Genomic DNA, 12610 nt, shown 5'->3' on the forward strand with positions numbered 1-12610 from the left:
GTCATTGTGGCGGCAGTTGTGCGAGCTGAACGAGGCGTACGCCCTCCCGCCGGGTGACCAACCGACCACGCCCCGGCGGCAGCGGCCCCGGCCGCACCGGCCCGACGAGCGCACCCTCCTCCGGGCTGCCCGCCATCACCAGGCCGGCGGTGGACAGCTCCCGCAGCCGTTGCACGATCGGCTCGTACTGGGCCCGGCCCGCGCCACCGGACCGGCGGGCCAGCACCAGGTGCAGCCCGACGTCACGGGCGTGCGGCAGGTGCTCCTCCAGCGCCCGCAGCGGGTTGGCCGGCCCGGCCGCCACCAGGTCGTAGTCGTCGACGAGCACGAACAGCTCCGGCCCGGACCACCAGGATCGATCCCGCAGTTGTGGCGGGGTGACCTCCGGCCCGGGGGCACGCCGCTCCAGGTAACCGGCGGCCGACTCGACAAGCTCGGCGGTGTGCGCCGCGGCGGTGCCGTACCCGATCAGGTGCGGCGTCTCGATGGCGCCGAGCAGACTGCGCCGGTAGTCGACCAGGATCACCCGGGCCTGCTCGGGGGTGAACCGGGTGGTGATCGACGAGGCCAACGCGCGCAGGAACGACGACTTGCCGCACTCCGAGTCCCCGAAGACCACGAAGTGAGGCTCGGTGGCGAAGTCGAGCCACACCGGCCGCAGGTCCGCCTCCGCGATCCCGATCGGCAACCGCAGCCCGGTCGTCGCGGTCAGGTCCATTTCGGCGTACGGCAGCACCGGCGGGAGCAGCCGCACCCGGGGCGCCGACGGGCCACCCCAACTGCCGGCGACCCGTTTGACCAGATCGGCGGTCTCTCCGTGATCGGCGAGCTGGGGCAGCGCGGTGAGGAAGTGCAGGCCCTCCGCGGTCACCCCCCGACCGGAGCGCTCCGGCACGTTGGCGGCGGCACGCCGGGCCACCAGCGAGTCGGACGGATCACCGAGGCGCAGTTCCAGCCGGGAGCCGAACAGGTCCCGGATCGCCGGCCGGAAGTCCAGCCAGCGCAGCGCGGTGGCGACCACGTGCAGCCCGTACGACAGTCCCCGGGTGGCCAGGTCGGTGATCAGCGGTTCCAGATCGTCGTACTCGCCCCGGACCGTGCTCCAACCGTCGATCACCAGGAACACGTCGCCGAACGGATCGGCCCCGAGCTGGCTGGTCGTTGGAGCGGCGGCCCGCCGCTGCCGGTACGCGGCCATCGACTCCACGCCCAACTCCGCGAAGCGGCGTTCCCGATCGGCCAGCACGGTGCTCATCTCGCCGACGGTGCGCCGGACGGCGGTCGGGTCGGCCCGACCGGTCACCCCACCCACGTGCGGAAGGTCGCGCAGCGCGGCCAGCCCGCCGCCACCGAAGTCCAGGCAGTAGACCTGCACCTCGACCGGGGTGTGGGTGAGCGCCAACGTGCAGATCAGCGTACGCAGCGCGGTGGACTTGCCGCTCTGTGGCGCACCGACCACCGCGACGTGCCCGGCGGCCCCGTCCAGCGTCAGCCAGAGCAGGTCCCGGCGCTGCTCCAACGGCTTGTCCACGACGGCCAGTGGCACTCCCAGCGAGCCGTGCAGCTCCGGGTTGCCCACGCTGAGCCCGCGCTCCGGGTCCACCTCGACCGGGCCGAGCAGCTCGTCCAGGGCCGGTGGCGGACCGAGCGGCGGGAGCCAGACCTGGTGCGCTGGTGGCCCCTGCCCGACGAGCCGGTCCACCAGCAGGTCGAGCAGTGTCTCCCGGTCCTCCTCCTCCGGGGCGGCGGGCACGACCGGGGTCGCCGGCTCGGGCACCGGCACCACGTGGGTGGTGAAGGTGAGCAGCCGGGCACCCCCCTCGGCCGCGACGCCGGTCGGCGCGGTCCGCCGGCGGACGGCACCGGAGACGTACGCGGCCTTGAACCGGGCCAGCGGGTCGGTGCCGGCGCGCAGGTAGCCGTGCCCCGGCGAGCGGGGCAGTTCGTGCGCGTCCGGCACCCCGAGCACCGTGCGCGACTCCAACGCGGAGAAGGTTCGCAACCCGATCCGGTACGACAGGTGGGTGTCCAGCCCACGGAGCCGCCCCTCCTCCAGCCGCTGGCTGGCGAGCAGCAGGTGCACGCCGAGCGACCGGCCCAGCCGGCCGATCTGCACGAACAGGTCGATGAAGTCGGGCTTGGCGGAGAGCAGTTCGGAGAACTCGTCGCAGATCAGCAGCAGCGACGGCAGCGGGGCCAGTGGGCTGCCGGCCGCCCGGGACCGCTCGTAGTCGCGCACGCTGGCGAAGTTGCCGGCGCGGCGCAGCAGCTCCTGCCGGCGGACCAACTCCCCGTTGATCGCGTCGACCATCCGGTCGACCAGCGGCAACGCGTCGGCCAGGTTCGTGATCACCGCCGCGGTGTGCGGCAACCTGTCGAACGAGGCGAAGGTGGCGCCACCCTTGAAGTCGACGAGCACGAAGTTGAGCTGCTCGGAGCTGTGCGTGGCGGCGAGCCCCAACACCAGCGTGCGGAGCAGCTCGGACTTACCGGAGCCGGTCGCCCCGATGAGCAGGCCGTGCGGTCCCATCCCGTCCTGGGCGGACTCCTTGAGGTCAAGCTCGATCGCGCCGCCATCCGCGCCCACCCCGATCGGCACCCGCAGCCGGTCCCGTGCCGAGCGCGGCAGCCAGCCCTGCTCAGCGGTGAAGCTTTCCGGGTCACCGAGCCCGAGTAGTTCGGGAAGGCCCAGGTCCGCCTGGAGCGGGGCGTCCGGTCCGCGGGCCGCGCCGGCGAGCCGCAGCGGCGCCAACCGTCGGGCGACCGCCTCGGCGTCGGCGAGGTCCAACTGATCGGCGGTGCCCACCTCGGCGTGCCCGTCGGACGACCACGAGTGCAGCCGTCGGTCGTGCAACTCCAGCAGCAGCGCGTACCTGTCGAGCAGCCGGGGCGGCGGGGTGTCCAGGTCCAGCACGGTGAGCGCATCGATGCCGCCGTCACCGGTCAGGTCACTGGCGCCGGTCAGGTCGCCGCCGTCGAGCACCACCACCACGTGCGGGCCGTCGGTGGCGGGTCCGGCCGGGCTGAACCGCGACCGGCTGGCCAGCACGTCGGCGAGCAGCCGTTCCAACTCGGCGGCGGAGCTGGTGACCAGCCGTACCGGGCCGAGCGCGTCGGTGCGGCTCGGATGGTGGGCGTGCGGGAGCCATTTCACCCACTCCCAGCAGGCGCGGCGTTCCGGTCCCGCGCAGACGGCGACGAGCAGCTCGTCGGGGGCGTGGAAGACCGCGAGCTGGGTCAGCACCGCCCGGACCAGTGCCTGCGCCGCCGGGTCGCCGGTGGGTGGCCCACCGGTGGCCGGGGCGCCGCCCCCGCTCCGGCCGGCGGGACGCACGTGCACCCGGGCGAAGCTGCGCAACGACAGGGCCACCGGCAGGTCCGGCACCACGGAGTACGCGTCCAGAAAGCGGCGCAACGCCCCGGCGGTCATCGGCTCCAGCTCCTCCAGCGGCCGGGTGACGGGTGGGACGAGCGGGGTGGCCAGGGTCTGCGGCCCGACGGCGACCCGGACCACCGCGAAGTCCGGGTCGGCGGGACGTCGTTCCCAGACCCGGTGACTGTCCACCGTCGACCAGAGCACGCCCGGGTCCGGGTGCCGGTAGTAGAGCCCGGCCCGCTGCTGTCCCGCGGTGCGTCGCACCCGCCGCCGCAGCGTGGCCAGGTGGCGCAGGTACTCCCGGCGGGCGGCCATCATCTCGGACTTCTTCGGCGTGCCGGAGGCGCTGCCCCAGGAGGTCACCAGCATCGCCAGCGAGGAGAGCCCGAACATCCCACCGACCACGTACGAGTAGGCGCCGCCGCCCCGGCCGAACATCATCGCCATCGCGACCGTACCCCCGAGCATGGGCAGCAGCATGAGCATCTGCTGCCACCGTCCACCGGTCACCACGGGGATCTCCGGCGGTGCCTCGACCGGCAGTTCGCCGGCGGGGATCTCCGGCGCCGGTCGACGTGGTGGGCGCTTGATGACGACTGTCGACACTCGGCCTCCTGACTGCGCTGGGTAACCCGAGCCGGACTCATGGTAGGTAAAGTCCTGTCGTCCGCACAGCCTCCGATCCCTCCCGAGATGGAGACCAGTCGATGACTACCGGTCTGGCCCGCGTCACCATCAGCGCGCCGCAACGACGGGTGGACGTCGCCCTGCCGGAGCAGGTGCCTCTCGCCGAGCTGCTGCCCGACGTGCTCCGGCACGCCGGCGTCGGGCTGGCCGACGACGGCGAACAGCACGGCGGCTGGGTTCTGCGCCGCACCGACGGCGCGCTGCTGACGACCGCACAGGCACTGCTGCCCCAAGGGGTCCGCGACGGTGAGGTGCTGCACCTCGTGCCGGCCCGCGCGCACTGGCCCGAGCTGGAGTACGACGACGTGGTCGAGGCGATCGCCGACGGTGCCCGCCGCCGTGGCGGCGCCTGGTCGCCCACCGCCACCCGGGCCGCCGGTCTCGCCGGTGCGGCCGTCCCGCTCACCGTCGGGCTGCTCGCCCTGCTCGTCGGCGGCCCGACGTACCGGGCCGGCTGGCTGGCCGCCGCCGTGGTGGCGCTGCTGCTCACCGTGGCCGGTGCGGTCGCCTCCCGCGCCAACGGCGACGGCACCGCCGGGGCGACACTCGGCGGCTACGCGCTGCCGTACGCGTTCACGGCCGGCGCCCTCGCGGTCGGCTCCGGCGACCCGGTCGGGCCGGTCGGGCCGGTCCGCTGGGTGGGCGCGCCCGAGCTGCTGGCCGGCTCGGTGGCGCTGTCGCTGGTGGCGCTGATCGGCCTGCTCGGAGTGGCCAGCCGGCTACGGGTCTTCGTGGCCGGTGTGACGGTCGGCCTGATCGGTGCCGGGTCGGCGCTCGGTGGGCTGCTGCTCAGCCCGGCCGGCGCGGCGGCGGTGCTGCTCAGCGCCCTGGTCTTCGCCGTCGGCGTCATTCCGCTGCTGGCCATCCGGCTGGGCAAGCTCCCCCTGCCGCCGATCACCCTGCCGACCTCGACCCCCACCGAAGGGCCGGAGCGATCCCGGGATCTGCCGGACCGGAGCCGGGTGAACGCGGCGGTGACCCGCACCGAGGAGGTGCTCACCGGGATGTTGATCGGGCACGCCCTGCTGGCGGTGGCCGCCGCGGTCGTACTCGGGGTTGCCGGCACGACGGCCGGCTGGGTGCTGCTGGCGGTCACCTCGGCCGTGCTGCTGCTGCGGTCGCGGCTGTTCGTGGCGTTGCGGCACCGGGTCCCCACGGTGCTGGCCGGGCTGGCCGGCTACACCGTGCTGGGCGTGGTGCTCGTTGGCCGGGCCGACGACGTCGGGCGGTTGGCGCTGGTCCTGGGCGGTGCGGCGTTGGCCCTGGTGGCCGCCGCCAGCGGCACCGGATACGCCCGCCGGCCGGTCTCGCCGTACCTCGGAAGGATCGCGGACCTCACCGACACGGCCCTGGCGGTCGCCGTGGTGCCGATCGCCTGCGCGGTGCTCGACCTGTACGACCGGGCCCGGGGGCTGCTCGGTTGAGCGGCCCCCGGGCCCGGTGCGTCGGTGGTACGTCAGTGCATGGATTCGCCGCGCGCCTCGGCGTCCCTGGCCCGCTGGTACGAGGCGTGGATCTCGGCCTCGGCCTCGGTGCGGCCGACCCAGGTCGCGCCCTCCACCGACTTGCCGGGCTCCAGGTCCTTGTACACCTCGAAGAAGTGCTGGATCTCCAGCCGGTCGAACTCGCCGAGGTGGTGGATGTCGCGCAGGTGCTCCTGGCGAGGATCCTCGTAGGGCACGCAGAGGACCTTGTCGTCCCCGCCCTTCTCGTCGGTCATCCGGAACATGCCGATGGTGCGGCAGCGGATCAGGCAACCCGGGAAGGTCGGCTCGGGGACCAGCACCAGCGCGTCCAGCGGGTCGCCGTCCTCGCCCAGAGTGCCCTCGATGAACCCGTAGTCGGCCGGGTACTGGGTGGAGGTGAAGAGAGTGCGGTCCAACCGGATCCGGCCGGTCTTGTGGTCCACCTCGTACTTGTTCCGGTGACCTTTGGGGATCTCAACCGTCACGTCGAAATCCATCTGCACGCTCCCTCGTCTGCCCACGCTGGCTAACGGAACCACTGGCGGCCCCTCCGGACAGGTGAATGCCCACCCGCCGACTCCGGCCGCCGCATAGTCTTCGGACCGAAGTAGTGTCACCCAAGCCGATTTTCGCTGGGGGAGGAGGGGGTCGTGGGGAGGGAAGATTCACACTACCGCCCGGACGGGGGCTCCGCGCACGGTACCGGACGATCCGGCTCCGGCGGCGCCACGGGCCGGGTCCCGGTGCCGGAGGCCCACCTGCCCCGGGCTTCCGAGCCAGGGACGCCGGCAACCGGGACGCCCCCACCAATGCCCTGGCGCCCCCCCGGCTCGACCCCGCCCATCCCGAACAACGGCCGCTTTCCGGTAGCCGGCGGTGACCGGCCGACGAGTGGCCCGCCGCGCGGGAGCGCGTCCGTCCCGGTCAGTTCGGCCCCGCCCGGCCCGACCTCGGGTGGCCCGCCGCGCGGCAGCGCGTCCGTCCCGGTCAGTCCGGCTCCGCCGGGCCCGACCTCGGGTGGTCCGTCGCGCGGGAGCGCGTCCGTCCCGGTCAGTCCGGCTCCGCCCGGTGCGTGGCCCGGTCCGACCGCCACCCCCGGTGGCGCCCCACCGCTGGGTCCGCCGATCTCCGCGTTGCCGTCGCCCGCCGGCGCCGCGCCGGCCCCCGCACCGGTCGCCCCCGCTCGTCGGCGGCGGCTGCCGGTGGTGCTGGCCGTCGTGCTGCTGCTGGTGCTCGCCGGTGTCGGCGTCGTCGTCGTCCGACCCGGCCCGGTCGCTGGATGGCTGGGCGACGACGCCGGGTCCGCGCCGAACGCCGTGGGCGCGACCCCGGAGCCGGACCCGGCGGACGTGTTGTCCGGCCCGGACCCGAACGCTCCGGTACCCACCGCGGACGGGGTTCGTGCCGCGCTCGACCCACTTGTCGGGGTCGCCGCCCTAGGCGATCGGGTGAACGTCTCGGTGGCCGATGTCATCTCCGGCCAGACGCTGTTCGACAAGGGGGCGGACGACGGCACCGTGCCCGCCTCGGTGACCAAACTGGCGACCGCGGTCACGGCACTGGCAGCCCGGGGACCCGGCTACCGGATCCCCACTCGCGCCGTGGCCGGCACGAAGGCCGGCGAGGTGGTGATCATCGGTGGTGGCGATCCCACCCTCGCGATCGACAAGAAGGGCTACTACCCGGGCGCGGCGCGGCTCGACGAGTTGGCCGCCCAGGTGCGTACGGCGCTCGGCGGCACCACCCCGACCAGTGTCACCGTCGACGGTTCGGTCTACTCCGGCCCGGTCTACGGCCCAGGCTGGGACGACGACATCCCCACCGGTGGGTCCGGTGGCGCGGTGACGGCGTTGATGACCGACGGCGCACGCCGGGATCCGAGCGTCCCGCACGGGGCCGCGGCGCGGTTCGCCGAGCCGGACCTGGCCGCCGGAAAGGCGTTCGCCCGCCTGCTCGGTGTGCCGGGCGACGCCGTGAAGCGGGGCACGGCACCGGCGCCCGCCGCGGCCGGTGGCACCCCGGCGCCGGGCAGCGAGCTGGGTGTGGTGCAGTCTCCGCCGATGATCCGGCTGGTCGACATCATGATCAGCGAGAGTGACAACCTGGTGGCCGAGGCGTTGGCCCGTCAGGTCGCGATGGCCCGCAACCAGCCGGCCTCGTTCGACGGTGGCGCCGCCGCGATGGACGCGGAGGTGGCCGAGTTGGGCCTGCCCGCCGACGAGATCACCCTGTCCGACGGCAGCGGACTGTCCCGCAACAACCGGATCAGCCCGTCGTTGCTGACCGACCTGATCCGACTGGCCGCCAGCCCGGATCATCCGGAGTTGGCGGGCGTCTTCGGCGGTCTGCCGGTGGGCGGCTGGTCGGGGACCCTGGACGAGCGCTACCGCACCGCCGCCGGCACCGCCGCCGGGGCGGGCAGCGTCCGGGCGAAGACCGGCACACTGACCGCCGTGCACTCCATTGCGGGTCTGGTCACCACCGCCGATGGTCGGCTACTCACCTTCGCGGTGCTCACGGATCGGGTGCCGGGCGGAAAGGAAACCGCCCAACCGGCGCTGGATCGGATCACCGCAGCGCTGGCCGGCTGCGGCTGTCGCTGACCGTCACTCCGACCCCTACCGGGGACGCCATCGCCGTCGATCGGGATCGCGAGCGCGGGCCGGGGTGTCGCGGCGCGGGTACGGTGGGTCCATGGCGCAGTTCGTGGACTGGGATCTGGCCGCCGCCACCGCGGGGGCGTTGAGCAAGTCGGGCCCCCGGGTGTCGTACTCCGAGGCCACCGACGTGGTCGGCGACCTGCGCCGGCTGACCGATGAGGCGGCCGGACACGTGGCCGACTACACGGGGCTGCGGGCGCAGGTGGCGCATCCGCCGGTTCGGGTGGTCGACCGGCGCGACTGGGCGGCGACGAACATTGCCGGCCTTCGCGAGGTGATCACTCCGCTGGTGAGCCGGCTGTCCGGCGACAAGCAGCCGGGTGCGTTGACCGAGGCGGTCGGCTCTCGGCTGACCGGGGTGCAGGCCGGCACCGTGCTGGCGTACCTCTCCGGTCGGGTGCTCGGGCAGTACGAGGTCTTCTCGGCCGACCCGGGCCAACTGCTGCTTGTCGCACCGAACATCGTCGAGGTGGAGCGCAAGCTCGGTGCGGACCCGCGGGACTTCCGGCTCTGGGTGTGCCTGCACGAGGTCACCCACCGGACCCAGTTCACCGCCGTTCCGTGGATGCGGGCCTATTTCCTCGGCGAGGTGCAGGCGTTCGTCGACGCCTCGTCCAGCGGCAGTGAGCATGTCGTCGAGCGCCTGCGGCGCGGGGTGGCCACGCTTTCCGAGGCGGTCCGTGACCCGGAGAGCCGCACCAGCGTGCTGGACATCGTGCAGACCCCGGCGCAGCGGGCGGTGCTGGACCGGCTCACCGCCTTGATGACCCTGCTGGAGGGGCACGCCGAGTTCGTGATGGACGGCGTTGGTCCGCAGGTGATCCCGAGCGTGGAGCGGATCCGGGCGTCGTTCAACCGACGCAGGGAGGCGGGCAACCCGCTGGAGAAGGCCATCCGCCGGCTGCTCGGGGTGGACGTCAAGATGCGCCAGTACGCCGAGGGGCGCAAGTTCGTGCACGGCGTGGTGGAACGGGTCGGCATGGACGGCTTCAACTCGATCTTCAACTCGCCGCTCACGCTGCCCCGGCTGTCCGAGTTGGGTGACCCGGATGCCTGGGTGGCCCGGGTGCACGGCCCGGCCGGCACCATTCGGGCAGCTGGCTGACCACCCAGCGGTGGCCGCGCTCGCCCCGCCGGTGGCCGCGATCCGGGTGGCGGTCCGGCGCGCCCTGACCGGTCTGCCGTCCGGTGGGCCGGTGCTTGTCGCCTGCTCCGGCGGAGCCGACTCGCTCGCCCTCGCGGCGGCCACCGCGTTCGTGGCGCCTCGACTGGGTCGCGCCGCCGTGCTGGTCTCGGTCGACCACGGATTGCAGGACGGCTCCGCGGAGCGTGCCGAGGCGGTGGTCGCCTGGGCCGGTGGGTTCGGGTACGCGTCGGCGACCGCCGTGCGGGTGGAGGTGGCGGGGCGTCCAGGCGGGCCGGAGGCGGCCGCCCGGGAGGCTCGTTACCAGGCGCTGACCGAGGTGGCCCGGCAGCAGAACGCGGTCGCGGTGCTCACCGGGCACACCCGCGACGACCAGGCGGAGACGGTGCTGCTGGCGCTCGCCCGGGGCGCCGGTCCCCGGGGGTTGGCCGGAATGCCCGCCCGGCGAGACCTGAACGGGGTGCCGCTGCTGCGTCCGCTGCTGGAGATCGGTCGGGCGCAGACCCGCGCCGCCTGTGCCGTGCTCGGGCTGAGCCCGTGGCAGGACCCGCACAACACCGACCCGTCGTACGCCCGCTCCCGGGTGCGGGCCGACCTGCTGCCGGCGCTGGTGCGGGCGCTCGGACCCGGCGTGGTGGACAACCTCGCGCGTACCGCCGGTCTGGTGGCGGCTGACAACGCCGCGCTCGACGAGGTGGCGGCGACGGCGCTGGCCGGGGCACGGCACCCCGAGGGAGGCCTCTCCGTGCCCGCGCTGGCCGGTCTGGCCCCCGCGGTGCGTGGCCGGGTGCTGCACTCCTGGGCGCGTGAGGTGGGCGCCCTGCCGGGAGCGCTGTCGCACCGGCACGTCAACGCCCTGGACGCGCTGGTCACCGCTTGGCATGGTCAGGGTCCCACCGATCTGCCCGGGGGTGTCCGGGTGCTCCGCCGCGCCGATCGGCTGGCGCCGGTCACCCCCAGCTGACGCCGACGTCCATCTCGCCGCGCCGTCGATCGACGCCGGTCAGCGTTGTAGGCGTTGCGTTGCCGAACGGGTGCGCCTTTGCTGGGTGGCGATGTCAGCCGCTGTGTGCCCGGTCCCGGAAGGTGGTCCGGTAGCTGTGTGGGGTGGCGCCGACCCGGCGGGTGAAGTGGTGGCGCAGCGCTGCGGCGTCGCCGAAGCCGGACTGGTCGGCGACGGCCTCCACGCTCAACGGGGTCTCTTCGAGCAGCCGCCGGGCGAGCAGCACCCGTTGGTTGGTGAGCCAGTCGTGCGGGGTGGTGCCGGTCTCGGCGCGGAACCGGCGGGCGAACGTGCGTGGTGCCATCCCGGCGCGGGCGGCCAACTCCTCGACAGTGGTCGTCCGGTCCAGGTGACCCATCAGCCACTCCAGCACCGGTTCCAGGGTGGGTGCCTCGGGTGCCTTCGGGATGGGCGCCTCGACGTACTGGGACTGGCCGCCGTCGCGGTGCGGCGGGACCACCATCCGTCGCGCCAGTCGGGTCGCGGTGGCCGAGCCGTGCTCCTGGCGGATCAGGTGCAGGCAGGCGTCGATGCCGGCCGCCGTGCCGGCGCTGGTGAGCAGCCGGCCGTCCTGGACGTAGAGCGAGTTGCAGCGCACCCGGGCGCGTGGGTGCCGGCGTTGCAGCTCGTCCACGTACCGCCAGTGGGTCGTGCATTCCCGGTCGTCGAGCAGGCCGGCCTCGCCGAGCAGGAAGGCGCCCGAGCAGACGCTGAACAGGTACGCGCCGCGGGCGTCGGCCCGTCGTAGCGCGTCGAGCACCGAGCCGGGAACGGTGGTGCCCTGGCTGTGCGCGGGAACGGCCACCAGGTCGGCCTCCTCGACCGGGCCGAGGTCGGCGTGCGGGGTGAGGTGGAAGCCGGACGACGTACGCACCGGAGCGCCGTCGGGGCTGCACACCTGGAATCGGTAGCCGGGAAAACCGTCGGCGGTGCGGTCGGTGCCGAACACCTCGGCGAGCACGCCGAGCTCGAAGGGGGCGACCTGGTCGAGGGCGAGCACGGCGATGGACCGGAGCATGTGACGAGGGTAACCCGAGAGGTGGCAGTAAATCGATGACCAATGGCATTCCTGCCACTGTCCGGTCGGCGCGACAGGTCGCAGACTGGTCTCAGTCCGGTGCGCACCGGCGGCGAAACCGACAGCAATCATGCGAAAGCGAGCGCCGCCATGGAGTTCCTGCTCTTCCTTCTTTTCCTCGTCCTGCTCGTCGCCGCCTCGGCGGCCGGCCTGACCGTCGACAGCCACGATTCGGCGGACTGGAAGCCCAGCGACGACGGCCGCCGCTGGCGGTCACGTACCAACTGATGCCTTTAGCATCTTTTGCCCAGAAAATCCCGGGCGGGACCGCGCCAAAAGGTGCGGCCCCGCCGACGGAGGCCATCCGACGTACGGCAGGCTAGGAGTCATGGCTGACGGCTCCTGGTACGACGCCGACATCGACCACGTGATCATCTCCGAGGCGCAGATTCGCGAGAAGACGGCGGAGCTGGCCAAGCAGGTCTCCGCCGACTACTCCCACGTGAACGACGGGCTGCTGCTCGTGTGCGTGCTCAAGGGTGCGGTGATGTTCATGGCGGACTTCGCGCGGGCACTCGGCCGCAACGGCCCCCCGGCCGAACTCGACTTCATGGCCATCTCCTCCTACGGCCAGGGCACCACCTCGTCCGGGGTGGTCCGCATCCTCAAGGACCTGGACCGGGACATCGCCGGTCGGCACGTGGTGGTCGTCGAGGACATCGTCGACTCCGGGCTCACCCTCTCCTGGCTGCTGCGCTACCTGGAGTCCCGTTCGGCGGCCAGCGTGGAGGTCGTCGCGCTGTTCCGTAAGCCGGACGCGGTCAAGGTGCCGGTCCCGGTCAAGTACGTCGGCTTCGACATCCCCACCGAGTTCGTGGTCGGCTACGGCCTGGACTTCGGTGAGCGCTACCGGGAGCTGCCGTACGTCGGGGTGCTCAAGCCCGAGGTCTACGCCCGCTCCTGACGCCGGCCGCGAGCCCGCCGGGGTGACCCGGAGTGGCGTGAGGTCGACTCGTATCGGCATTCATCGAGCCGACGTTCAGCGCGCTCTCAGCTCTTGCGGCTACCGTGGACCCGGTGGCCCGGAGGTTTCTCCGCGCCCGACCCCCTCGGCCGCGTGATCGGGCCGTCGGGTGGCCGGGCCGGACTCCCCGCCACGCCGGTTTCCACCCGGACCCGCCGTACGCGGGTCGCAGGGCTGGTGGGCCTGCCCACGGCGCGTGCCATCGATATCAAAGGTGCGCCCAGTGCGGGGC

9 protein-coding genes are annotated in these 12610 nt (G+C 73.4%); 6 read left to right on the forward strand and 3 right to left on the reverse strand.

Going from position 1 to position 12610, the window contains the following annotated elements; all coding sequences use genetic code 11:
- Nucleotide 1 precedes the first annotated feature (1 nt).
- Nucleotides 2-3982 carry a type VII secretion protein EccCa gene (gene eccCa / locus AB0O48_RS06390; RefSeq protein WP_365063582.1) on the reverse strand — a complete coding sequence of 1327 codons (3981 nt, stop codon included), beginning with the start codon at nucleotides 3980-3982 and terminating at the stop codon, nucleotides 2-4.
- Between the two features lie 101 nt (nucleotides 3983-4083).
- Here eccCa and eccD point away from each other — a divergent pair, with 101 nt between their 5' ends.
- Nucleotides 4084-5487, forward strand: coding sequence for a type VII secretion integral membrane protein EccD (eccD, locus tag AB0O48_RS06395; protein ID WP_357252910.1), 1404 nt, complete (start codon nucleotides 4084-4086; stop codon nucleotides 5485-5487).
- A gap of 32 nt (nucleotides 5488-5519) precedes the next feature.
- On the opposite strand, the gene AB0O48_RS06400 is transcribed toward eccD, so the two are convergent.
- Nucleotides 5520-6026 (reverse strand): inorganic diphosphatase, encoded by a 507-nt coding sequence (locus AB0O48_RS06400; RefSeq protein WP_091403280.1) that lies wholly within the window; start codon nucleotides 6024-6026, stop codon nucleotides 5520-5522.
- Nucleotides 6027-6653: 627 nt separating this feature from the next.
- Between AB0O48_RS06400 and dacB the strand changes: the two genes are divergently transcribed.
- The 3 genes from dacB to tilS all read left to right on the forward strand — a co-directional run bounded on the left by dacB (nucleotide 6654) and on the right by tilS (nucleotide 10297).
- Nucleotides 6654-8132, forward strand: coding sequence for a D-alanyl-D-alanine carboxypeptidase/D-alanyl-D-alanine-endopeptidase (gene dacB, locus AB0O48_RS06405; RefSeq protein WP_357253059.1), 1479 nt, complete (start codon nucleotides 6654-6656; stop codon nucleotides 8130-8132).
- 91 nt (nucleotides 8133-8223) lie between these two features.
- Nucleotides 8224-9294: a zinc-dependent metalloprotease gene (locus AB0O48_RS06410; RefSeq protein ID WP_357252906.1), complete on the forward strand. Its 1071-nt coding sequence runs from the start codon at nucleotides 8224-8226 to the stop codon at nucleotides 9292-9294.
- A gap of 10 nt (nucleotides 9295-9304) precedes the next feature.
- Complete coding sequence (gene tilS / locus AB0O48_RS06415) at nucleotides 9305-10297, forward strand: tRNA lysidine(34) synthetase TilS (RefSeq protein ID WP_357570772.1); 993 nt, start codon at nucleotides 9305-9307, stop codon at nucleotides 10295-10297.
- Nucleotides 10298-10391: 94 nt separating this feature from the next.
- On the opposite strand, the gene AB0O48_RS06420 is transcribed toward tilS, so the two are convergent.
- Nucleotides 10392-11354, reverse strand: a complete 963-nt coding sequence (locus AB0O48_RS06420; protein WP_357252900.1) for a helix-turn-helix domain-containing protein — start codon at nucleotides 11352-11354, stop codon at nucleotides 10392-10394.
- A 99-nt stretch (nucleotides 11355-11453) separates the two neighbouring features.
- On the opposite strand from AB0O48_RS06420, the gene AB0O48_RS06425 reads away from it, so the two are divergent.
- Together AB0O48_RS06425 and hpt are read left to right on the forward strand one after the other, a co-directional pair.
- Complete coding sequence (locus AB0O48_RS06425; protein ID WP_357253067.1) at nucleotides 11454-11642, forward strand: hypothetical protein; 189 nt, start codon at nucleotides 11454-11456, stop codon at nucleotides 11640-11642.
- Nucleotides 11643-11742: 100 nt separating this feature from the next.
- A complete protein-coding gene (hpt, locus tag AB0O48_RS06430; protein WP_357252898.1) occupies nucleotides 11743-12318 on the forward strand; it encodes a hypoxanthine phosphoribosyltransferase in 576 nt (191 codons plus the stop codon).
- Nucleotides 12319-12610: the final 292 nt, after the last annotated feature.

The organism is Micromonospora sp. NPDC085948 (assembly GCF_040686315.1).
Classification (GTDB): Bacteria; Actinomycetota; Actinomycetes; order Mycobacteriales; family Micromonosporaceae; genus Micromonospora.

Excerpts from the sequence above, each read along its gene's own strand:
- hpt (WP_357252898.1), top strand. The coding sequence starts at position 11,743 with ATGGCTGACGGCTCCTGGTACGACGCCGACATCGACCACGTGATCATC.
- AB0O48_RS06410 (WP_357252906.1), top strand. The coding sequence starts at position 8,224 with ATGGCGCAGTTCGTGGACTGGGATCTGGCCGCCGCCACCGCGGGGGCG.
- eccD (WP_357252910.1), top strand. The coding sequence starts at position 4,084 with ATGACTACCGGTCTGGCCCGCGTCACCATCAGCGCGCCGCAACGACGG.
- AB0O48_RS06420 (WP_357252900.1), bottom strand. The coding sequence starts at position 11,354 with ATGCTCCGGTCCATCGCCGTGCTCGCCCTCGACCAGGTCGCCCCCTTC.
- AB0O48_RS06400 (WP_091403280.1), bottom strand. The coding sequence starts at position 6,026 with ATGGATTTCGACGTGACGGTTGAGATCCCCAAAGGTCACCGGAACAAG.